Here is a 20046-nt window from a genome sequence, read left to right as displayed (position 1 = left end):
CATGTCGATCGGTCGACGCAAATGGGCGCAAGGGTTCTGATCAATGACGGTTGGTATTAGAGCATATTCCGACCGGAGTGAAACGAAGATCGACAAGAATATGCACCAATATCATGATGTTAAAGCGCCGATCTGATACAATCAGATCGGGAAAAGCTCTAATGTTTCGCAACGAGTTCCGTTACATGCTTCATGTGGATTTCCAGCGAGGGTAGGGTCTTCTTGGCGAAGGCGACAACCTGCTTGTCATCTCCGGAAGCGATATAGGTGCGGAACAGGGCAACAGCTTCCATGTGGGCCTGTGCCTGCATGTCAATATAGAGGGCATCGAAATCAGCACCGTCAACGGCTTCAAGCTGTTTGATCATGGCGTCGTGCTTGGGGGCCAGCATTGGCGCTGGCGCATCCATCTTCGACGCGCTCAACGCCGTCTTGAGGTCGGCATCGGCCTTGGTGTGGTCCTTGATCATCTGATCTGCGAACATCTTAACGTCATCCAGCGATGACTTCTGCTTGGCAAGTTCGCTGGATTTGATCTCGAACGCATTCGAGCTCATCACAGTTTTTGCGAAGTCTGCCGTGTCCACTTTCATCATGGCCTTGGCGGAATCAGCGGGCTTGGCATCCTTGGCCTGCACAGCGCCGGACATAAGGGCGGCTGCCAGCAAAGCGGGGGCGATTACTTTATACATGAGGGTCTATCCTTGTGTGTTCAATTGCTTGCCGGTTTTACTTTGCAAAAGCAGCCTTGAGATCGGCAACAGCCGCATCTGTTGCGGTTTTTGCTTCCTGCACAACCTTGCCCATGCCGAAGAACTCATGCGTGACGCCCGCATAATTGATGGCATTGACGGTAACGCCTGCGGCCTTCAGCTTGTCAGCGTAAGCCTGACCTTCGGAGCGAAGCGGATCGATTTGCGCCGTGATGACAGTTGCCGGTGCTACGCCCGCAAGATCATCACGACCGACGAGGTCGATGCGAGGATCCGATGTTTCGTCCTTCGAGGCAAAAACATGGGAGATGAACCACTCCATATCCTTCTTGCCCAGAGGTGCCGCATCGGCATTCTCGACATAGGAAGGGGTGTTGGTGTCATTGCCTGCAATCGGGTAAACCAGCAACTGGTGGACCGGCTCGGTCGCCTTCAGCTTTTTCGCCATCAGAGCTACGTTTGCAGCAAGGTTGCCACCGGCGCTTTCACCGGCAACGGCAATCTTCTTTGCATCGCCATTCATAGAGTGGATGTTTTCAACGATCCACGCGTAGGCACTCCAGGCATCTTCATGCTGGGCCGGGAACTTGTGCTCCGGTGCGTGACGATAATCGACCGATACGACGATGGCATTGGCACCGAGCGACAGGGCGCGCGGCGTGGAGTCATACACGTTGATATCGGCCACAACCCAGCCGCCGCCGTGGTAGTAAACAACGACGGGGAACGGACCCTTGCCTTCGGGCATGTAAACGCGAGCCGGAACGCCACCGGACTTTGTCGGAATGGTAACATCCTTGGTCGCGACCTTGGACTCAGGTGCGGCAGGAATCTTTCTGTCACGCTGCACGCCACGGGCGGCATCGGCAGGGGATGCCTGGTTGCGGGCTTCCGGTACGGTCAGCGTGTTGAAGGGCTTTGAACCGAGCGAATTCAGCTTGTCGAGCACAGCCTGCATATCGGCGTTCGGCTTGACATCCATGGCTGCGTCGGAGGCAGGGGTCTGGGCCGCTGGGGTGGTGGAAGCGGCAGGCGCTGTTGGCTCCGCGGCGGGGGCTGGTGTCGTTGGTGCCGGGGTGTTGTCAGCGGGCGCTGCCGGGGTCTGCATTTCGGTTGGTGCCGGAGCGGTGGTTGCCGGGGCTGTTTCCTGCGCAAACGCGGGCATAACAGCGAGCGATAACGGCACGACGGTTGCAATGAGGTAGGCAGTGCGGCGGGAGACTTTACCAGTCATTTCAATGTCCTCTAAAGGTGATGTGTGGCCTTCAAACCCGCCGGATTCGTCTTTGTTCCGGCAGGTTGTGCGCGTAAAAATTATTTGTCACCGGAACCGGGCTCGGACATTTTGCGGTGCTGCTCTGCCAGCACGCCGGACGGCGTAACATTGGCAAGCGTGGTCATGACCTTGTTTTTCCAGCCGCTGACGACATCGCCTTCACCGTTCAGCATGGCCTCGAATCCGGCCTTGGCGACATCTGCGGGGTCGTCCTTCTTGTCCTGTGCCACCTTGGTGTCGAGCATGTCTGCGCGCTCAAAAAACTTTGTGTCGGTAGCACCGGGCATCAGGCAAGTGACAGTCACATCGGTTTCTTCCAGCTCATTGCGAAGGGCGAACGAGAAACTGTTCAAAAAAGCCTTGGATGCGTTGTAGACCGCTTGAAACGTGCCGGGCATCAACCCTGCGATAGAGCCTGTGATGAGAATGCGTCCCGCGTTTCGTGCGCGCATGTCGTTGCCGATCTTGTGGATCAACGCGATCGTGCCGACGATGTTGGTGTCGATCACATGTTTGGCCTGCGTCAAATCCTGATCCAGAAAACCATGACCCAGACCATGACCGGCATTGGCCATCAGCACATCCACAGGCCGGTCGATATCGGTCACGAAGTCATAGAAGGATTCGACCCCTTCCAGCGTCGAAAGGTCGGTCTGCATGGCCTCGACACTGGCGCCGAGTGCGCGAAAGTCATCGACAGCCTGCTTTATGTCGGGGTCGTCGGCGGCCAAAATTAAATCATAGCCTCGCTCGGCGCTGATTTTAGCAAGCTGGTAGCCGATGCCGGAGGAAGCGCCGGTGATAACGGCGAGGGGGCGTTCTAAACTGTCCACGGGGTGAAATCTCCGATTGAATGAATCGGAGTTTTAAGCCGTGAGCAGTCTTTAAGTTCCCGGTCTGTTTTAGGCCGCCTTCGACAATTGTTGCTGTGCCTGCGCAAACAACTGCACCGACCGCAGCCGTGCCTCCAGATCGTAGATCGGCATGGAGATGATCAGTTCATCGGCCTGTGTTTCCGCCAGAAAGCCATCGAGCTTTTCGGACACAGTGGCTGCGGAGCCAACCATGGCGTAGCTCATGGCGTGGTCCACAAATCCCTTCTCCATCTCGGTCCAAAGCCCGATCATGGTTTCGACAGGGCGTGGAAACTGTCCGCGTGCGTTGCGTCGCAGCGCGACGAAAGACTGCTGCATGGAGGTAAACTGGTGCTCGGCTTCCGCGTCTGTATCGGCGGCGACGCCCATCACGCCTACCATGGCGTAGGGTTCTGGCAGATACTGCGAGGGGGTAAACCGCTCCCGGTAAATGTCCAGCGCGCTCATCAACATATCCGGCGCAAAATGCGATGCGAAGGCAAAGGGCAGGCCCAGCATACCAGCAAGCTGTGCGCTGTAATGAGAGGAGCCAAGCAACCAGATCGGGATATGCGTATCAGCACCCGGAACTGCAATCAGTGTCTGCCCCGGCTGCGTGCTGCCGAGAAGCATTTGCAACTCAACAACATCATTCGGGAAATGCTCGGCACCGGCTTCCATATTGCGGCGCAGTGCCTGTGCGGTGCGCATGTCCGTGCCGGGTGCGCGGCCAAGACCAAGGTCGATTCGGCCCGGATACAGCGCTTCCAGCGTACCGAACTGTTCGGCAATTACCAGCGGCGAGTGGTTGGGCAGCATGATGCCGCCGGAGCCGACACGAATGGACTGCGTGCCCGCAGCCGCGTGCGAAATCACCAGCGATGTTGCCGCACTGGCAATACCTTTCATGCCGTGGTGCTCGGCCAGCCAGAACCGGTTATAGCCGTTGGCCTCCGCTTCCTGCGCCAACCGGCGTGATTCATTCATGGCTTGTCCAGGCGTGCCGCCGTCGACAATATGAGACAAATCGAGAATTGAAAACGGAACCATAGCGAAGCCTGACATTATACGTTCGGGGTTGGCTCTATGTAATCACGCGGAACTCGAATCCAACCCGTGAGAGAAAACTTGGTTCCTGTTTTTGTTTTGTTCACTTTTCACTGGCAGCTTCCGGTCAACAGCACTAATCTGAAGGCATGTCTAATATGATTCGCATCATCGGTATTGATCCGGGGCTTCGTCGCACTGGCTGGGGCGTGATCGAGAGTCTCGGCAATTCGCTGCGGTTTGTTGCTTCGGGCACGGTCACGTCCGATGGTGAGATGGATCTGGCCTCGCGCCTCTGCCAGTTGCATGATGGGCTGGCCGACGTAATCCACGCGCACCAGCCGCATGAGGCGGCCGTAGAGCAGACCTTCGTCAACAAGGATGCCGTGGCGACGCTGAAACTTGGACAGGCCCGGGGTATCGCCATGCTGGTTCCGGCCCGCGCTGGTCTGCTGGTGGCGGAATATGCGCCGAATGCGGTGAAGAAAGCTGTGATCGGCGTTGGTCATGGCGACAAGACGCAGATACACATGATGTTGAAGGTGCTGATGCCGAAAGCCACCTTCAAAGGAAATGATGCGGCGGACGCATTGGCCATTGCCATTTGCCATGCGCATAACAGGCAGGGGCTGGCAGGCCGTCTGGCAAAACTGGCAGGGTAACATGATCGGAAAACTCAAAGGCACCATCGATGAGATCGGCGAGGACCATGTGGTTCTGGATGTGCACGGCGTGGGCTATGTCGCCTACTGCTCATCGCGCACGCTCGGCAAACTCGGGCAGGCGGGCGAGGCGGCGGTGCTGTTCATCGAGACCTATGTGCGGGAAGACCAGTTCCGCCTGTTCGGGTTTTTGAGCGCGCTGGAGCGTGAGTGGTTTCGCCTGCTGCAAAGTGTGCAGGGTGTGGGTGCCAAGGTGGCGCTTGCGGTTTTGTCCACGCTGACGCCGGGTGAACTGGCCAATGCGATTGCACTGCAGGACAAAACCATGGTGTCGCGCGCACCGGGCGTTGGCCCAAAGGTTGCCATTCGCATCGTTACAGAACTGAAAAACAAGGCCCCCGCCTTTGCCGGAGAGCATAGCGCTAGCATTGGTCTGAAGCAGGAACTGGGCGAGGGCGTAGCATCCGCACCGGTCGCCGATGCGGTTTCGGCCTTGACCAATCTCGGCTATTCCAGAGATCAGGCGGCCAACGCCATTGCGGCTGCGCTGAAAAATGGCGGAGAAAATGCGGATAGCGCCCGGCTGATCCGACTGGGCCTCAAGGAACTGTCCAACGTATGAGTGACGAAAACAGACTGATTGCGCCGGAAAAGCGCGGCGAAGACATGGATATGACGCTGCGCCCGCAGACGCTGGATGATTTTACCGGCCAGGCGGAGGCGCGCGCCAACCTCAAGATTTTCATCGAGGCTGCGAAAAATCGCGGCGAGGCGCTGGACCATGTGCTGTTCGTCGGCCCGCCGGGTTTGGGTAAAACCACGCTGGCGCAAATCATGGCAAAGGAGTTGGGTGTTAATTTCCGCTCCACCTCTGGCCCGGTAATTGCCAAGGCGGGCGATCTTGCAGCGCTTCTCACCAATCTGGAGGAGCGTGATGTTCTTTTTATCGATGAAATTCATCGGTTGAACCCGGCGGTGGAGGAAATTCTCTACCCCGCCATGGAGGATTTTCAGCTTGATCTGATTATCGGCGAGGGACCGGCAGCACGTTCGGTCAAGATCGACCTGTCAAAATTTACTCTCGTAGCCGCCACCACCCGCCTTGGGCTATTGACGACGCCTCTGCGTGACCGGTTCGGCATTCCCGTCCGGCTGAATTTCTATACGGTCGAGGAGCTGGAATTCATCGTGCGGCGCGGGGCGCGGCTGATGGGGCTGGGCATGACGGACGATGGCGCGCGTGAAATTGCGCGCCGTGCGCGTGGCACACCGCGTATCGCCGGACGTCTGCTGCGCCGTGTGCGGGATTTTGCCGAAGTCGCCCGCGCCGAAGCGGTAACGAAAACCATAGCGGATGATGCCCTGACGCGGCTGCTGGTGGACGGCATGGGTCTCGATCAGCTTGACCGGCGTTACCTGTCGATGATCGCCCATAATTTCGGCGGCGGCCCGGTCGGCATTGAAACCATCGCAGCCGGACTGTCCGAGCCGCGTGATGCGATTGAAGATATTATCGAGCCCTATCTCATTCAGCAGGGTTTCATCCAGCGCACACCGCGCGGGCGTATGTTGACCGCCAATGCCTGGAAGCATATGGGCCTGGCCGTGCCAAAGGATTTGGAGGCCACGCAGTTTCGTCTGTTTCAGGAGGAGGACTGACGCATTTTCAAGCGAAGTGGATACCGGTCGCGTTCAGAAAATGCGCAAAAGGAAGTCGGAACACGACGATGCTTTCTGCATTAGTCATGACAGCCGAGGAGTGATCATGACGAAATTTGCCAAGGGTACACAGGTTGAATGGAAATGGGGCAAAGGCACTGGCACCGGCAAGGTGGCGGAAAGCTTTACCGAAGACGTCGAGCGCACCATTAAGGGCGAAAAAATCAAGCGGAAGGCCAGTTCGGATGAGCCTGCTTACCTGATCGAGCAGGAGGATGGCGGCAAGGTTCTGAAAAGCCACTCCGAGCTGGAGAAGGCGACATGAGCCCGGACGACACGAAAAACGACAACACACCCCCACAGGCCGTGGCCGAAGCTGCGGAAAAAGGGCTGGAACTTCGCGGCAAATTCAAGCGCGGTGGAACCGAGATCGGTGTTGCCCGCGCCCGTGATTTGAAAAACCGGAAAGCGCTTTCTGACGATACGATCAAGCGGATGGTGAGCTACTTCAAGCGCCACAATGTCGATAAGCGGGCCAAGAATTTTGGCGATGACGAGAACCCGTCAGCAGGCTACATCGCATGGCTTCTTTGGGGCGGGGATGCCGGAAGGGACTGGGCGGACCAGCGCAAGGCCGCGCAGGAGCCGACATAATTTCGTCATGGCAATGTTAACCGTTCGGAGATGCAATCATGTCTCTGATGGCTTTCCACAACAGATTTTCGCCGCCCGGTGTCCAGCCGGTTGCAGCAAGGCTTGAGGTGTCCATCGGGTTATAAGCCTGTTTATCGCCCGTATCAGGCAGTGGATGTATGCATCCGGTTAGGCGGTTCACTTCGGCCAGAATGTCACGCGTATCGACCAGCACATCCGAAACATTATAGACCGGTTCCGGTTGCGCCAGACGCATGACGATTGCAACGGCTTGGCCGACGTCCATGCCGTGCACCTCGGTTCCGACGCGAGCGGCGACTGCTTTTCCGGCGAGATAATCGAATATCAAGGTTTCCCATTTGTGCGGGCTTCCCGGTTGCCTCTGGCCGTAGACGCCGGTAACGCGCAGTGAAATGCCCTTGAAACCGTCAGCGCACATCGCCTGCAACGCGGCTTCTGCTTGCAGTTTTACCGTGCCGTAAAGTGTGTCGGGGTTGCAGGGCGTGGTTTCGGTCAGCGCGGTGCCAGGGTCTTGCGTGCCATATACGGCCCGACTGGACAGAAACAGAATGCGTTTGACCCCTTTGGCGCGCGCCTCCCGAAAGAGGCGCACGGTTCCATCCAAATTGGCCTGGCGGAAGCCTTCGGGGTCAGCCCCTTCGCCGCCGCGATAGCGGCCAGCGACATGTTGGAACGCGCCATGGACGAAGATATCGACACCATCGAACAGCGCCGACTGGTCGCGGTCCGGGTCCAGTGTCATGGCGCGGAAGTCCACAGGAGCGGAGAAAGCGTTGGGCTCGTGTGCGGTCCGACCGGCATTCACAACGGTGTGGCCTTCGGCGACCGTGCTTTCGACAATGAAGCCGCCAACATAACCGCTGCCGCCCGATACCAGAACCTTCATGGCGATGGGTCCGGCAGACGGGCAATGTCCGGGATGGTGTCTCCCCGCGCAAACGCCCACCACAGATCGATCAGCGGCTTCAGCGTGTCGGCTTTGGGATGGTCGTGCTCCCATGGCTTTTCATACTGGAAGTGCAGCACGGAAATGGATGGCCAGTGCCAGAGTTCCGGCATGGTGAACCACACATATTGCAGCATATTCATGGTGACCGGCAGCCCATGCCAGTCCGGGAAGAAGCCTTGTAGAAGGGTCTGGTCCGTGCGCGGCCAGAAGGCGTCCGGTTGATCGAGCGCCGTCAGCATGGCCGCAAAGGTCTCAGTGCTGGGTTTGGCGACGAACACACCGGAGTTTAGCCGGTGAAAATCCTTGAGGCTTTCATAGACATTCGGCGCGGCTGAAAATTCCGGATATCCGAAGTAACGGTCAATATTTTTCAGCACCAGCGTGTCGGCATCGAGGAAAATACAGCGATCATACGCGGTCAATTCCCACAGTCGAAGCTTACAAAAATTATCGAGCGGCGAATGAAATGCCGGTTTTCGGCCCTTGGTGAAAGGAGCCTGTTCATGCACATTGCGACGCGCATGACGCTCGTTGAAGGCATCCGACAGCGGGAGCAGATCAACGGGATGCAGTCGGCATCCTATCTCAAGCAGCGGAGCCAACGCCCCTGCCGATACCCCGCCTGTGTGCAGAACCACAATATCTGCCAGTGTGCCGCTGTGGCGCAGCGACCGGGCAAGCGCAAATGCGCCGAGCGCGTAATCCTCATTGGTCACGAGCGTGACATAGGCGTGCGCCCGGGCGTCCAGTGTCATGATACCGATTTCAGCCTGCGGCCTTCCGGGTCGTGATCGACCTTTGCGGCAATGTCCTTGGTCCAGGCGGACACGGCCGGCACGCGGGAGCGATCCACGCGATAGGCATATTTTTTGGCGATATCGACGATCTCTGACAGAAGACCGTTTTCCAGCGTGATCGGGTCCAGACCCAACAGCTTGAATTTCTCGTTGCGCACGATCAGGTCATTTTCAGCGGCTTCCTTGCGGGGATTGGGCAGGAAGATGACTTCGGAGCCGGTCATGCCCGCAATCATCTGCGCCAGATCGCGCACGCGGTGCGTTTGCGTCATCTGGTTGAAGATTTCCACCCGGCTACCCCGCTGGGGCGGGTTTTTCAGCGCCAGTTCTATGCAGCGCACCGAGTCCTGAATGTGGATAAAGGCCCGCGTCTGGCCGCCGGTGCCGTGGACTGTCAGCGGGTAGCCGATGGCGGCCTGAATAAGAAAGCGGTTGAGAACCGTGCCATAGTCGCCATCATAATCGAAGCGGTTGACGAGCTGCTCATGGCGGCGGGTCTGCTCCGTATGGGTGCCCCAGACAATACCCTGATGCAGATCGGTGATGCGAAGTCCATCATTCTTCGCGTAGAACTGGAACAGCAACTGATCCAGACACTTGGTCATATGGTAGATGGATCCGGGGTTGGCCGGATAGAGAATGTCCTGCGAAACCGTATCGCCCGCAACGGTCTCGATACCGACAGGCAGATAGCCCTCCGGGATCGCTGCGCCTACGGTCGAGTAGCCGTAAACACCCATGGTGCCGAGATGCACGAGGTGGGCGTCCAGGTCCAGTTCCACGAGCGCATTGAGCAGATTGTGGGTGGCGTTGACATTGTTGTTGACCGTGTAGTTCTTATGCCGGTCGGTCTTCATGGAGTAGGGGGCAGCCCGCTGCTCGGCAAAATGCACCACCGCATCGGGCCGGTTGTCTGCCAGCCAGTTCTTCAACAGCTCGTAGTCACGCGCCAGATCGATCAGATGAAAATGAATGCGGCGACCGGTTTGGGCATGCCAGATGCGCGTGCGCTCCTGAATGGAATCCATGGGCGTAAGCGATTGCACGCCCAGCTCCGTATCAATCCAGCGGCGGCTGAGATTGTCGAGGATATGAATCTCATGGCCCGCATCCGACAGATGCAGTGCCGTCGGCCAGCCTACAAATCCATCGCCGCCCAGAACTGCAATTTTCATCGGAATCTCTCCTGCTTAGCTTGCTTCTAGCTTTAAAACGCAATTATGACAGCTTTACAAGGGCTGCTCAATTGACAGGAATCCGTGACCATGACCGAAGCTGACCACCATCTTTCTGGCGCCCTAACGCCAAGCGGACATACGTTGGTGAGCCGTGTTTATTATGAGGATACGGATTTTTCCGGCTTCGTCTATCATGCCCGCTATCTGCATTTCATGGAACGGGCGCGCACCGATTATCTGCGTCTGCTGGGTGTTGAGCAGGGCAATCTTGCGGCTTCTGACGATGAGGGGCTGCTGTTCGTCGTCCACCGCATGGAAATTGATTTCAAACGCCCCGCCCGCATGGATGATATTTTGTCCATTCACACCCACACCGAAAAGGCTGGAGGGGCCAAAATGGTGCTGGCGCAAGAGGTAAGGCGTGGCGATACGCTGCTGATCGCGGCCAAGGTCATCATCGCCGTCATCAATGCACAGGGCCGCCCCCGGCGTCTGCCTGAATCTCTTGCCGACAAATTTCTTACAGCGATTTGATCATCTTTTGAGTCAGCGACTGCTTCCAGTTCGAGGAGTCGCCCCACGGATCCGGCTGGTCCAGCCGGGCCAGCACGTCGGGGATGCGGAAGAGATTGGCGGCCTTGAGATCGGCCAGTTCCTCCCACGACACCGGCGTTGCCACCGGTCCGCCATCGCGCGCCCGCACGGAGTAGGGCGCAATGGCCGTTGAGCCGCGATCATTTCGCAGCCAGTCCACGAAGATGCGCCCCTTTCGCTTGGCCTTGGACATGGTGGCGATGAAATCCTCCGGGCGCTCTTGGGCCAAATGCTGCGCCACGGCCTTGGTGAAGGGTTTTACCATGTCCCAATCGGCGCGCCGGGACAGGGGAACGATGACATGCACACCCTTGCCGCCGGTGACCATGGGAACGGATTTCAGGCCAATGTCAGCGAGCATATCGCGCAGCTCAACGGCGGCAGTTTTCACCGTTTCAAACGTTACGCTCGGATCAGGATCAAGGTCGAAAATCATCCGGTCCGGCTTGTCGAGATTGTCGATGGTTGAGCCCCAGATGTGGAACTCTGTTGTGCTCATCTGCACGCTGGCAACAAGCCCCTCGGCATCCCTCACATACAGATAGTTCTCCACGTCCCCGTTGGATTCGGCAATCGGAACCTGCCGAATTGCCTCCGGGAAGCCATCGCTGGCATGTTTCTGGTAGAAGCATTTCTTTTGCGGGCCGTCCGGGCAGCGCACCAGCGACAGAGGATGGTTGGCGGCAAAAGCCAGCATCTTGGGCGCTGCCACGGCGTAGTAGCGGGCGAGATCAACCTTGGTGATGTCCGGGTCGGTGAACAGCATCCGTTCGGGATGCGTGATGGAAATGCCGAGCACATCCTCCGGCTTTGTCCCTCGGCGCGGGGCGTATTTCTTCGCTGCGGGCTTTTGTGGTTCCTTATCCGGCGCAGTTTCCGGTGTTTCAAGGGTCACGGCATCGGCCTCCTTGTCTTCGCGAAGGCCAAGGAATGCGCCGTGGCGCACCTGACCGTCATCGGTGAACTCGGCATAATCTACCTCGGCAATCAGCACGGGATCGATCCAGACGGCATCACGCTTGATCGGGCGTGGTACGGTTACAAAAGGCATGGTCTTTTGCGTCAGTGGTCTGAACCGGGCAGCGAGATCAGCCATAGTGTCATGGTCAAAGCCGGTGCCGACCCGGCCCTGATAGGTCAACTTGCCATCCTGAAAGGTGCCGATCAGCAGAGACGCGAAGGGGCGCCCCGCCTTGTCGGATTTGGAATAGCCCCCGATCACAAATTCCTGCCGCTTGGTGCATTTGATTTTGAGCCAGGAGCCGGAGCGCCGATTTTCATAAGTCGCATCGGCGCGCTTGGCGATGATACCCTCCTGCCCATGGCCACACATTTGCGAAAACACCTCCGGCCCGTGACCCACAACATGGTCACTGTATTTGATCGGGCTGTCGGCGGGCAGGGCGGCCAAAAGGGTCTGTAAGATTTCCTTGCGCTCCAGCAAGGGTCGCGCTTTCAGGCTTTTGCCGTTCAGTTCCAGAAGGTCGAAGGCATAAAACTCAATCGGACCGCCGTCCTTCAAGGCTTTTTGCAGGGCGGAAAACTGTGATCCGCCGCCATGCGCCACCGCCTCGCCATCAATCAGCGCCGACTGGCATTCGACCTCATCCATAGCCTCAGCAATATCGGGGAACTTGGCCGTCCAGTCGAGGCCTGTGCGGGTGTAGCAGGTAGTCCCATCTTTGCCGAGCGCCACAAGCAGGCGATAGCCATCAAATTTGACCTCGTTCAGCCATTCCTCGCCATCCGGCGCTTTACTGACCAGAGTTGCCAGTTGCGGCGGCTGAAAAGCCGGGGCAGGGCCGCGCGCAGGTGCTTTGGCTTTTGTTTGGGGTTGTGTTCTGACTGGCGTTTTCGCAACGCTCGCTTTCGCCGGAGATTGCTTGGCGGCCTTTGCCTTGTGAGTGGCTTTCGCCGGCGGACTGCCTGCGGCGATGTCTTCCATGGTGCGGCCCGTTTTCACGCTGGTCAATTCGTCGCGGACCAGCCGCTCGCCATCGTCTTCTGCGGCTTCGTCGCGGGCCTTCATTAGCAGCCAGTTTTCACGCTTCTCTCCGCTGCGCGGCTTCATGCGCACCAGTATCCATTCACCGTGCATCCGCTCGCCATGGGCTATGAAGTGGAGCTTGCCCTCCGGCAATGTCTTGTCCGGGTCGTCCACCGGCTCCCACCAGCCCGTGTCCCACAGCATGACCGTGCCGCCGCCATATTCCTTTTTGGGAATCATGCCTTCAAAGTCGCCATAGTCGAACGGGTGGTCTTCCGTGCGCACCGCCAGCCGTTTGTCATCGGGCGATACACTTGGGCCGCGCGTGACGGCCCAGCTTTTCAACACACCGCCCCATTCCAGCCGTAGGTCGTAATGCAGCCGGGTAGCCGCGTGCTTTTGCACGGCAAACAACAGCTTATCCGGTGCCGTGTCGTTGGCTTTTCCTTCCGGCTCGGCCGTTTTGGAAAAGTCACGTTTGCGGTTGTATTCCAGCAGTTGATCGTCGGACGAAGCCATGGGTCACCTCACGGCATTCAAACTCTTGAGGGCAAGCCTCGGTTCCCGTGACAGTCTGTGCCGGATCAGTAACGGAGTTTTAACCTTAATGATGTCCTACTGCTTTTGTCGGCATTTGTTCCGGGCATGTCATGCTTTGACCAAATTTGACGGCAAGAAGGCGCTGGAGATGCTTTGTCTTCTCTCGCAAAAGCTGTAGCGATTGCGATCACGCGGCTGGCGCAATCTTGTAAACAGTATCATTGAGCCTCCCGGTTGTGCTTGGCGCGCCGGGTATTGGGATTCGGGGACGTACAGGTATGGAACAGGCAGGACTGGCCGCAGCAACGACAGATGTATCTCTCTGGTCGCTGTTCATGCAGGCAGGCTTCATCGTCAAGCTGGTGATGGTTGGTCTTCTGGGCGCCTCGGTGTGGACCTGGGCCATCATGATCAACAAGACCATGATGTTTAAAAAGTTTCGCAACCAGATGGACGCGTTCGAGCAGGTGTTCTGGTCGGGCCAGTCGCTGGAAGAGCTGTACCGCACGCTCTCGGACCGACCAACCTCCGGCATGAGCGCCATTTTCGTATCCGCGATGCGGGAGTGGAAAAAGTCGTTTGAACGCGGTGCCCGCTCCCCGATCGGTTTGCAGATGCGCATCGATCGCGCCATGGACGTGACGCTGTCGCGCGAGGCCGAAGTGCTGGAAGCCAAGCTTGGATCGCTCGCCACGATCGGCTCGGCTGGTCCGTTCATCGGTCTGTTCGGCACCGTGGTCGGTATCATGACATCGTTTCAGGCGATTGCCGGTTCCAAGTCCACCAACCTTGCCGTTGTGGCCCCCGGTATTGCCGAGGCGCTGCTGGCAACGGCCATCGGCCTTGTTGCCGCAATTCCGGCGGTTATCGCCTATAATAAATTTACCGCCGATGCGGGCAAGCTGTCCTCGCGGATGGAAGGATTTGCCGACGAGTTCTCCGGTATTTTGTCCCGCCAGATCGATGAGAAGCTTCAGCCGCGTCAGGCCGCCCAGTAAATCGCTGGTACTTTAGGTAAGGGGTTAAGTCCATGGGCATGGCAATGGGTGGCAACAAGGCCGGAGGCGGTCGCCGCAGACGCGGTGGGCGCAAGGGGCCGATTGGCGAGATCAACGTCACACCACTGGTGGACGTCATGCTCGTGCTGCTCATCATTTTCATGGTGGCAGCGCCAATGATGACCGTCGGCGTGCCAATCGATCTACCGGACACGCAGGCCAAGGCGCTGAATTCCGAAACGCAACCCATCACCATTTCGGTCAAGGCAACCGGCGAGGTTTTCCTGCAGGAAACGCCTCTTCCTGCGGAAGAAATTGCCGCCAAGCTGCAGGCTATCGCCACCACCGGTTACAATGAGCGTATTTTCGTGCGTGGTGATTCCACCGCACCTTACGGCGTGATTGCCGATGTCATGGCTCGTATCCAGTCGGCAGGCTATAAGAACGTGGGTCTTGTGACCCAGCAGAAACAGGATTGATTGCAAGCAACATGAAGGGCAGCATTGTCACATCCGCAATTGTGCACGCGACCTTGCTTGCCGCCGCTTTGGTGACGCTTGGCGCGCCAAAGCCGTTGGATGTTGGCGATTCTGAATCGTTGCCGGTTGATCTCGTCTCCATTGAAGAATTGACGCAAATCCAGCAGGGCGACAAAAACGCGCCCAAGGCCGAAAAGGCAGCACCCGTTCCCACCACGAAGCCCAACCCCGTGGAAAATGCACAGGAAGTTGGCGATAACAATGTGGACATGAAGGCGGCCCCCACGCCCTCTGAAAAGCCGGTGGAGATCGAGGCGAACGCGCCCCCGAAGCCCTCCGAAATTCCGCTGCCGCAGAATGATTCCAAGCCCAACGATGTCAAGGATATCGTGAAGGAAGAGACCGCGCCGCCGGAAGAGGTTGCAGCCCTGCCGCAGCCAAAGGAAGAGACGCCGCCGGAACCGACGCCAGAGCCGCCAAAGCCGGAAGCCGAGGCGCTGCCGGACAACGTGCCGCTGCCCACGGTAAAGCCGAAGCCGACCGAGAAACCGGCTGAAAAGCCGCCGGAGCAGAAAACCGAGCAGGCGAAGGCTGCGGAAAAGCCATCTGAGGCCAAGAAGGCCGAGAAGAAGCAGGAGACTGCCAAGGCTTCGTCCTCCAAGGAAACCGATTTCAATGCTGACGAAGTAGCGGCCCTCCTCAACAAGCAGAAGCCATCGGGTGGGGGTGCAAAACGCTCAACCGATCAGGCGGCGCTTGGCGGCAAGAAAACCACCGTTGGCAACACGCTGTCGCTCAGCGAAATGGATGGGCTGAAAGGCCAGATCCAGAAGAATTGGTCGATCATTGCCGGTATTGAGGGTGCCGAGGGCGTCATCATTACCGTGACGATGAAGCTGGACCAAAATGGGGGGATTATCGGCAGACCTGAAGTCAAGGCATCGGGCGGCTCGGATTCGGCCCGCCGGACCTTGGAAGGCAGTGCGCTGAGAGCCGTCATGAGATCCCAGCCATTCACGAATTTGCCACCCGACAAATACGATTCGTGGAGTGACGTTGTCGTCAACTTCGATACGAGTTCGATGAATCTATGACCGACGAATATCAAGTCCTGCGCTTTGAAAAATGCAAGAAGCTGAAAGGCTCAAAACCATGCTGAAACGTACGTTTCTCCGTTTCGTAATTGTCTTCGCCACTGTTGCGAGCGTTCTGTCACCTGCCCATGCGGTGGTGGAAATCAACATCAACAAGGGTAATGTCGAGCCATTGCCGATTGCCGTCACGGATTTTCTGTCCGGTGAACTGGGCGCCAAAATCTCCGACGTCGTTGCCGCCGATTTGAAGCGCTCCGGCCTGTTTGCACCAATTTCCAAGGGTGCGTTCATTGAAAAAATCACCAATCCCGATGCGCCACCGCGTTTTGAAGACTGGAAGGTCATCAATGCACAGGCGCTGGTGACTGGCCGCGTGACACAGGAAGCCGATGGCCGCCTGAAAGCCGAGTTCCGTCTGTGGGATAGTTTTGCCGGTCAGCAAATGGCGGGTCAGCAGTTCTTTACCGAGCCGAAGAACTGGCGTCGCGTTGCTCATATCATTGCCGATGCGATCTATGAGCGCATTACCGGTGAAAAGGGTTACTTCGACACCCGCGTTGTCTACGTGGCCGAAAGCGGTCCGAAAACCGCCCGCAAGCGTCAGCTTTCGATCATGGATCAGGACGGTGCGAATGCCCGCGCAATCACCAATTCCAACGATATCGTGCTGACACCGCGCTTCTCGCCCAACCGGCAGGAAGTGACATATATGTCGTTTGAAGGCGACCAGCCACGGGTTTATCTGCTGCAACTGGAAAGCGGCCGCCGTGAAGTTGTCGGCAATTTCCCCGGCATGACCTTCTCGCCGCGTTTCTCGCCCGATGGACAGCGCGTCATCATGAGCTTGCAGCAGGACGGCAACGCCAACATCTATACGATGGACCTGCGCTCGCGCACCACCACGCGGCTGACCTCCACCGCCGCCATTGATACGGCTCCGTCCTATGCGCCGGATGGCAACCGGATCGTGTTTGAAAGCGACCGTGGCGGACGCCAGCAGCTTTACGTCATGGGTGCCGACGGCTCCGGCCAGAACCGTATTTCATTCGGGGATGGCTCATACTCCACCCCGGTCTGGTCTCCGCGCGGTGATCTCATCGCGTTTACCAAGCAGTCCGGCGGCAAGTTCTCCATCGGCGTGATGAAGCCCGATGGCTCAGGCGAGCGCATTTTGACCAGCGGCTTCCACAATGAAGGTCCGACATGGGCACCCAATGGCCGCGTGTTGATGTTCTTCCGCCAGAATGCCGGTGCCGGTGGTCCGCAGCTCTACTCCATCGACCTGACCGGTTATAACGAGCAACAGGTGCCAACGGCCGGTTATGCATCCGATCCTGCCTGGTCCCCGCTCCTGGAATAGGTTTTGTTGAATTTTAGCAGGCGGTTGGATAAAATTAACCGCCTGTTAACCATAAGTATTGAATCACGGTTAACTGCTTCCAGTTACACTCTGGCAACCCTGAAATTTTAAAATTTACGCTATCGACACCCCGCGTACAACACCAAGGAGACCGGCCATGAGCCGACTTAATACCCCGGCATCAAGCCGCATGCAGTCCCTCGCCAGAAACCCCGTCATGGTTGCCCTGTTTCTGACACTGACTGTGGCCGGTTGCGCCTCCAAGAAGAATTTGCCCAACAATGCCGGTGATCTTGGTCTGGGCGGGGCAGGCGGTGCCGGTGGTGCGGCAACGCCCGGCTCGCAGCAGGACTTCACCGTTAACGTTGGCGACCGTATCTTCTTCGATACGGATTCCACATCCATCCGCGCCGATGCGGCAGCGACGCTGGATCGTCAGGCACAGTGGTTGCAGCAGTACCCCAACTACTCCATCACCGTCGAAGGCCATGCCGACGAGCGCGGCACGCGCGAGTACAACCTGGCGCTCGGCGCACGCCGTGCGTCGTCCACCCGCGAATATCTGGCCGGTCGTGGCATTCCGGCAAACCGCATCCGCACGATTTCTTATGGTAAGGAAAAGCCGGTTGCCGTCTGCGACGATATCTCCTGCTGGTCGCAGAACCGCCGCGCTGTCACCGTGCTTGGCGGCCGCTAATCAGGCGAAGTGGAAACAACAAAAGGCGGCCCATTGGTCGCCTTTTTCCATTTTATTCATAGTTTAGCCGAACTCCATTGCTTTTAAGGGTTAAGACGATGCGTGTTCGGCCATGCAAATGGGATCATCAACAGGAACAAAGACATGAAACATCTTGTCGTGGCTGCAGCGATCAGTGTCGCTTCTCTGGCAGGGTTCTGCCAGAGTGCACAGGCTTTTCCCGTTTCCGGGTTTTCAGCGCCGAACGCAGCATCCGAACAATTTATCCGGGTTCAGGGCAATGAAGCTGGCCGCGTTGGCCAGTTGGAAGAGCAGGTCCGCTCCCTCAATGGTCGTATCGAGGAAATGAGCTTTCAGCTTTTGCAGATGCAGGAGCAGATCCGCAAATTCCAGGAGGACAATGAATTCCGCTTTCAGGATCTGGAAAGTGGCAAGTCCGGCGGACAGAAGAAAAGTTCACTTGAAACCCCAACCGGTGGCGCTCCCGCCACCGGTCAGGCCCAATCTCCCGCAACGGCCCCCAATCCGTCCGTGTCGAGCCAGACGGCAACCAACACGGCTCCTCCGGCAGCGCAGACTGCCGTGCCCCCCACAACGCTCGGCTCTATCGAGTTTGACCAGAATGGCAAGCCGAAGGGCGCGACCCGCAACCCAGATACGGCGACCACTACGTCATCGCTGCCAGGCATCGATCCCGATTCGGCGGCGTCACCCGATCCGGCCCGCCAGACAGCGGCTTTGGACAATCCCGATGATCTTTACCGCATGGCGTACTCGCATGTATTGATGGGCGATTATGCGCAGGCTGAAACCGGTTTTCGCGATTATATCGACGCATTTCCGACAGGCGAAAAACTGGCGGACGCCAATTTCTGGATGGGCGAAGCCCAATATTCGCAAGGTAAATTCAGCGATGCGGCCAAGACGTTTCTGAACGCGCATCAGACCTATTCAAAATCCCCGAAAGCCCCGGAAATGCTGCTGAAACTCGGCATGTCGCTGTCGGCTCTTGATAACAACGATACCGCCTGCGCCACGCTGAAAGAAGTGACCAAGCGTTACCCCAATGCATCCCAAGCCGTGAAGACGAAAGTGACCAGTGAACGCAGCCGCCTTTCCTGCTGAGGCAGATGTGGCCGGGGATGTGTCAGCAGTCCGCTCCGCGATCGACCGATTTTTGAATTCCTTTGATAAGCCCGCCCGTTTGCTGGTGGCTGTATCTGGCGGAAGTGATTCCAAGGGCCTGTTGTTGGCCCTGGCACAGGCGCTGCCCGCTTTTCCCACAATTTCTCTCGTTGCCTGTACCGTTGACCATGGCTTGAGACCGGAAGCTGCCGATGAGGCGCTGGAGGTCGAGCAGTTTTGCGCTCGAATCCATGTGCCACATATCATTCAGCGCTGGAACGGCAAGAAACCGCGCGCGGGTATACAAGCTGCGGCCCGTGCCGCCCGTTACGGACTTCTAGCGGACGCGGCGGATAGGTTTGATGCCACCGCAATCGTGACCGGCCATAGCCGGGACGATCAACTGGAAACGATTGCCATGCGCCAGACACGCTCTGCTCCGGATGCCATAGGTCTGGCGGGCATGGCGGGTGCGGTTCTTTACGATACCCATCTTTGGATTCTGCGCCCGCTACTCACCGTTAGCCGCGAGGATATTCGCCAGTTTCTACGTGGGCAGGGTGAGGGGTGGATCGATGACCCCAGCAATGACGATCTGCATTATGAACGCGTGCGTATCCGTCAAAGACCACAGGCTGATTCTGTTGCTTTGCCACGCAGGCTGGAGTCGTCTTATGATGCTACACGATACCTTGATCGCACCGTACGCATTCACCTCGGCCTTGTGGCCGAAGTCAGCCATGAGCTGTGCCAGCACTTGCGCGATGCAAACGCCGTTCGTGCCCTGGCGGTGCTCACTGCTGTGATGGGAGGGCGCACTTTTCCTTTCGGGTCTGAAACGAAGGAACGCCTCCTGCAGTTTTTGCAGGACGGCAAACCGGGGCGCCTGACAGCGGGGCGCGTGGTGTTCGATTTGCGGCGCGATGCTGTCTACCTGTACCGTGAAGCCCGCGGGTTGAACGCTGTTGCAATCGCGGATGATGACCAGATGCAATGGGATAATCGGCTTTTGGTAACCAACCATACGGGCGGCCCCATTCAGGTCGCTCCCGGTGGGGACAACTGGACCGAGCGTCTTGTTTCCAGCGGTGTTGCGCTGGCAGTGGCCAAACGCGCATCCCCTGCCGGATGGCGAATCATGGGACAACCGGGCAATGATATTGCGCTGACCTCGGGTGTGACAACGCGCCGCGCAATCGCGCTTTACGACACGTTTCTGCCTTGTTTTGATCTGCCGCTGGCCAACCAGCTTGCCAAAATGCTGAACCGCGCCGCCTATCCGTTAACGCCGGTTCATAATGTTTGCGCAAATTAGGTGTCTGGCGAATGGTTTGCCTTGGCAAGGCGGTAGCGCAACCCTAT

The 20046-nt window shown here is 57.9% G+C and carries 21 protein-coding genes; 13 read left to right on the top strand and 8 right to left on the bottom strand.

Going from position 1 to position 20046, the window contains the following annotated elements; all coding sequences use genetic code 11:
• Positions 1 to 158: 158 nt before the first annotated feature.
• The 4 genes from IFT84_RS19385 to IFT84_RS19370 all read right to left on the bottom strand — a co-directional run bounded on the left by IFT84_RS19385 (position 159) and on the right by IFT84_RS19370 (position 3893).
• Positions 159 to 692 (bottom strand): DUF4142 domain-containing protein, encoded by a 534-nt coding sequence (locus IFT84_RS19385; RefSeq protein WP_192122250.1) that lies wholly within the window; start codon positions 690 to 692, stop codon positions 159 to 161.
• A gap of 37 nt (positions 693 to 729) precedes the next feature.
• Complete coding sequence (locus IFT84_RS19380; protein WP_197975606.1) at positions 730 to 1947, bottom strand: alpha/beta hydrolase; 1218 nt, start codon at positions 1945 to 1947, stop codon at positions 730 to 732.
• A gap of 80 nt (positions 1948 to 2027) precedes the next feature.
• Positions 2028 to 2822 carry an SDR family NAD(P)-dependent oxidoreductase gene (locus tag IFT84_RS19375; protein WP_192122249.1) on the bottom strand — a complete coding sequence of 265 codons (795 nt, stop codon included), beginning with the start codon at positions 2820 to 2822 and terminating at the stop codon, positions 2028 to 2030.
• 69 nt (positions 2823 to 2891) lie between these two features.
• Positions 2892 to 3893 (bottom strand): LLM class flavin-dependent oxidoreductase, encoded by a 1002-nt coding sequence (locus IFT84_RS19370; protein ID WP_192122248.1) that lies wholly within the window; start codon positions 3891 to 3893, stop codon positions 2892 to 2894.
• Positions 3894 to 4039: 146 nt separating this feature from the next.
• Here IFT84_RS19370 and ruvC point away from each other — a divergent pair, with 146 nt between their 5' ends.
• The 5 genes from ruvC (at position 4040) to IFT84_RS19345 (ending at position 6865) form a co-directional block, all read left to right on the top strand.
• The gene (gene ruvC, locus IFT84_RS19365; protein ID WP_192122247.1) at positions 4040 to 4552 is read left to right on the top strand and encodes a crossover junction endodeoxyribonuclease RuvC; all 513 of its coding nucleotides are present in this window, start codon (positions 4040 to 4042) and stop codon (positions 4550 to 4552) included.
• Between the two features lies 1 nt (position 4553).
• Positions 4554 to 5174 carry a Holliday junction branch migration protein RuvA gene (gene ruvA / locus IFT84_RS19360; protein ID WP_192122246.1) on the top strand — a complete coding sequence of 207 codons (621 nt, stop codon included), beginning with the start codon at positions 4554 to 4556 and terminating at the stop codon, positions 5172 to 5174.
• Positions 5171 to 6211, top strand: coding sequence for a Holliday junction branch migration DNA helicase RuvB (ruvB, locus tag IFT84_RS19355; RefSeq protein ID WP_192122245.1), 1041 nt, complete (start codon positions 5171 to 5173; stop codon positions 6209 to 6211). The genes ruvA and ruvB overlap by 4 nt, the downstream gene beginning before the upstream one ends.
• Positions 6212 to 6317: 106 nt before the next feature.
• Complete coding sequence (locus IFT84_RS19350) at positions 6318 to 6536, top strand: DUF2945 domain-containing protein (protein WP_192122244.1); 219 nt, start codon at positions 6318 to 6320, stop codon at positions 6534 to 6536.
• Positions 6533 to 6865 (top strand): hypothetical protein, encoded by a 333-nt coding sequence (locus IFT84_RS19345; protein WP_192122243.1) that lies wholly within the window; start codon positions 6533 to 6535, stop codon positions 6863 to 6865. Before IFT84_RS19350 ends, IFT84_RS19345 begins: the two co-directional genes overlap by 4 nt.
• 16 nt (positions 6866 to 6881) lie before the next feature.
• Here IFT84_RS19345 and IFT84_RS19340 read toward each other — a convergent pair whose 3' ends face one another.
• From IFT84_RS19340 to IFT84_RS19330, 3 genes are read right to left on the bottom strand one after another with little or no spacing between them, the layout of a single operon-like run.
• Positions 6882 to 7772, bottom strand: a complete 891-nt coding sequence (locus tag IFT84_RS19340) for an NAD-dependent epimerase/dehydratase family protein (RefSeq protein WP_192122242.1) — start codon at positions 7770 to 7772, stop codon at positions 6882 to 6884.
• On the bottom strand, positions 7769 to 8590 hold the full coding sequence (locus tag IFT84_RS19335; RefSeq protein ID WP_192122241.1) for a glycosyltransferase: 822 nt from the start codon (positions 8588 to 8590) through the stop codon (positions 7769 to 7771). The genes IFT84_RS19340 and IFT84_RS19335 overlap by 4 nt, the downstream gene beginning before the upstream one ends.
• Entirely contained in the window at positions 8587 to 9807 is a 1221-nt protein-coding gene (locus tag IFT84_RS19330) for an NAD-dependent epimerase/dehydratase family protein (protein WP_192122240.1), read from the bottom strand. The genes IFT84_RS19335 and IFT84_RS19330 overlap by 4 nt, the downstream gene beginning before the upstream one ends.
• A gap of 90 nt (positions 9808 to 9897) precedes the next feature.
• Between IFT84_RS19330 and ybgC the strand changes: the two genes are divergently transcribed.
• Positions 9898 to 10344, top strand: coding sequence for a tol-pal system-associated acyl-CoA thioesterase (ybgC, locus tag IFT84_RS19325; protein WP_192122239.1), 447 nt, complete (start codon positions 9898 to 9900; stop codon positions 10342 to 10344).
• Here the strand turns inward: ybgC and ligD are convergent.
• The gene (ligD, locus tag IFT84_RS19320; protein WP_192122238.1) at positions 10331 to 12910 is read right to left on the bottom strand and encodes a DNA ligase D; all 2580 of its coding nucleotides are present in this window, start codon (positions 12908 to 12910) and stop codon (positions 10331 to 10333) included. The genes ybgC and ligD overlap by 14 nt on opposite strands.
• 299 nt (positions 12911 to 13209) lie before the next feature.
• Between ligD and tolQ the strand changes: the two genes are divergently transcribed.
• The 7 genes from tolQ (at position 13210) to tilS (ending at position 19999) form a co-directional block, all read left to right on the top strand.
• Positions 13210 to 13929 (top strand): protein TolQ, encoded by a 720-nt coding sequence (tolQ, locus tag IFT84_RS19315; RefSeq protein ID WP_192122237.1) that lies wholly within the window; start codon positions 13210 to 13212, stop codon positions 13927 to 13929.
• A gap of 32 nt (positions 13930 to 13961) precedes the next feature.
• Positions 13962 to 14408, top strand: coding sequence for a protein TolR (gene tolR, locus IFT84_RS19310; protein ID WP_192122236.1), 447 nt, complete (start codon positions 13962 to 13964; stop codon positions 14406 to 14408).
• A gap of 11 nt (positions 14409 to 14419) precedes the next feature.
• Positions 14420 to 15502, top strand: coding sequence for a hypothetical protein (locus IFT84_RS19305; protein WP_192122270.1), 1083 nt, complete (start codon positions 14420 to 14422; stop codon positions 15500 to 15502).
• 58 nt (positions 15503 to 15560) lie between these two features.
• Complete coding sequence (gene tolB, locus IFT84_RS19300; RefSeq protein ID WP_192122235.1) at positions 15561 to 16862, top strand: Tol-Pal system beta propeller repeat protein TolB; 1302 nt, start codon at positions 15561 to 15563, stop codon at positions 16860 to 16862.
• Between the two features lie 157 nt (positions 16863 to 17019).
• Positions 17020 to 17559: a peptidoglycan-associated lipoprotein Pal gene (gene pal, locus IFT84_RS19295; RefSeq protein ID WP_192122234.1), complete on the top strand. Its 540-nt coding sequence runs from the start codon at positions 17020 to 17022 to the stop codon at positions 17557 to 17559.
• 144 nt (positions 17560 to 17703) lie between these two features.
• Positions 17704 to 18684 (top strand): tol-pal system protein YbgF, encoded by a 981-nt coding sequence (gene ybgF / locus IFT84_RS19290; RefSeq protein ID WP_192122233.1) that lies wholly within the window; start codon positions 17704 to 17706, stop codon positions 18682 to 18684.
• Positions 18659 to 19999, top strand: a complete 1341-nt coding sequence (tilS, locus tag IFT84_RS19285; protein WP_342212894.1) for a tRNA lysidine(34) synthetase TilS — start codon at positions 18659 to 18661, stop codon at positions 19997 to 19999. Before ybgF ends, tilS begins: the two co-directional genes overlap by 26 nt.
• The last annotated feature ends 47 nt before the right edge of the window (positions 20000 to 20046 follow it).

The organism is Rhizobium sp. CFBP 8762 (assembly GCF_014841565.1).
Classification (GTDB): Bacteria; Pseudomonadota; Alphaproteobacteria; order Rhizobiales; family Rhizobiaceae; genus CFBP-8762.
Note: the sequence above shows the minus strand (reverse complement) of the source record. Positions and strands in the feature narration are given on the sequence as shown.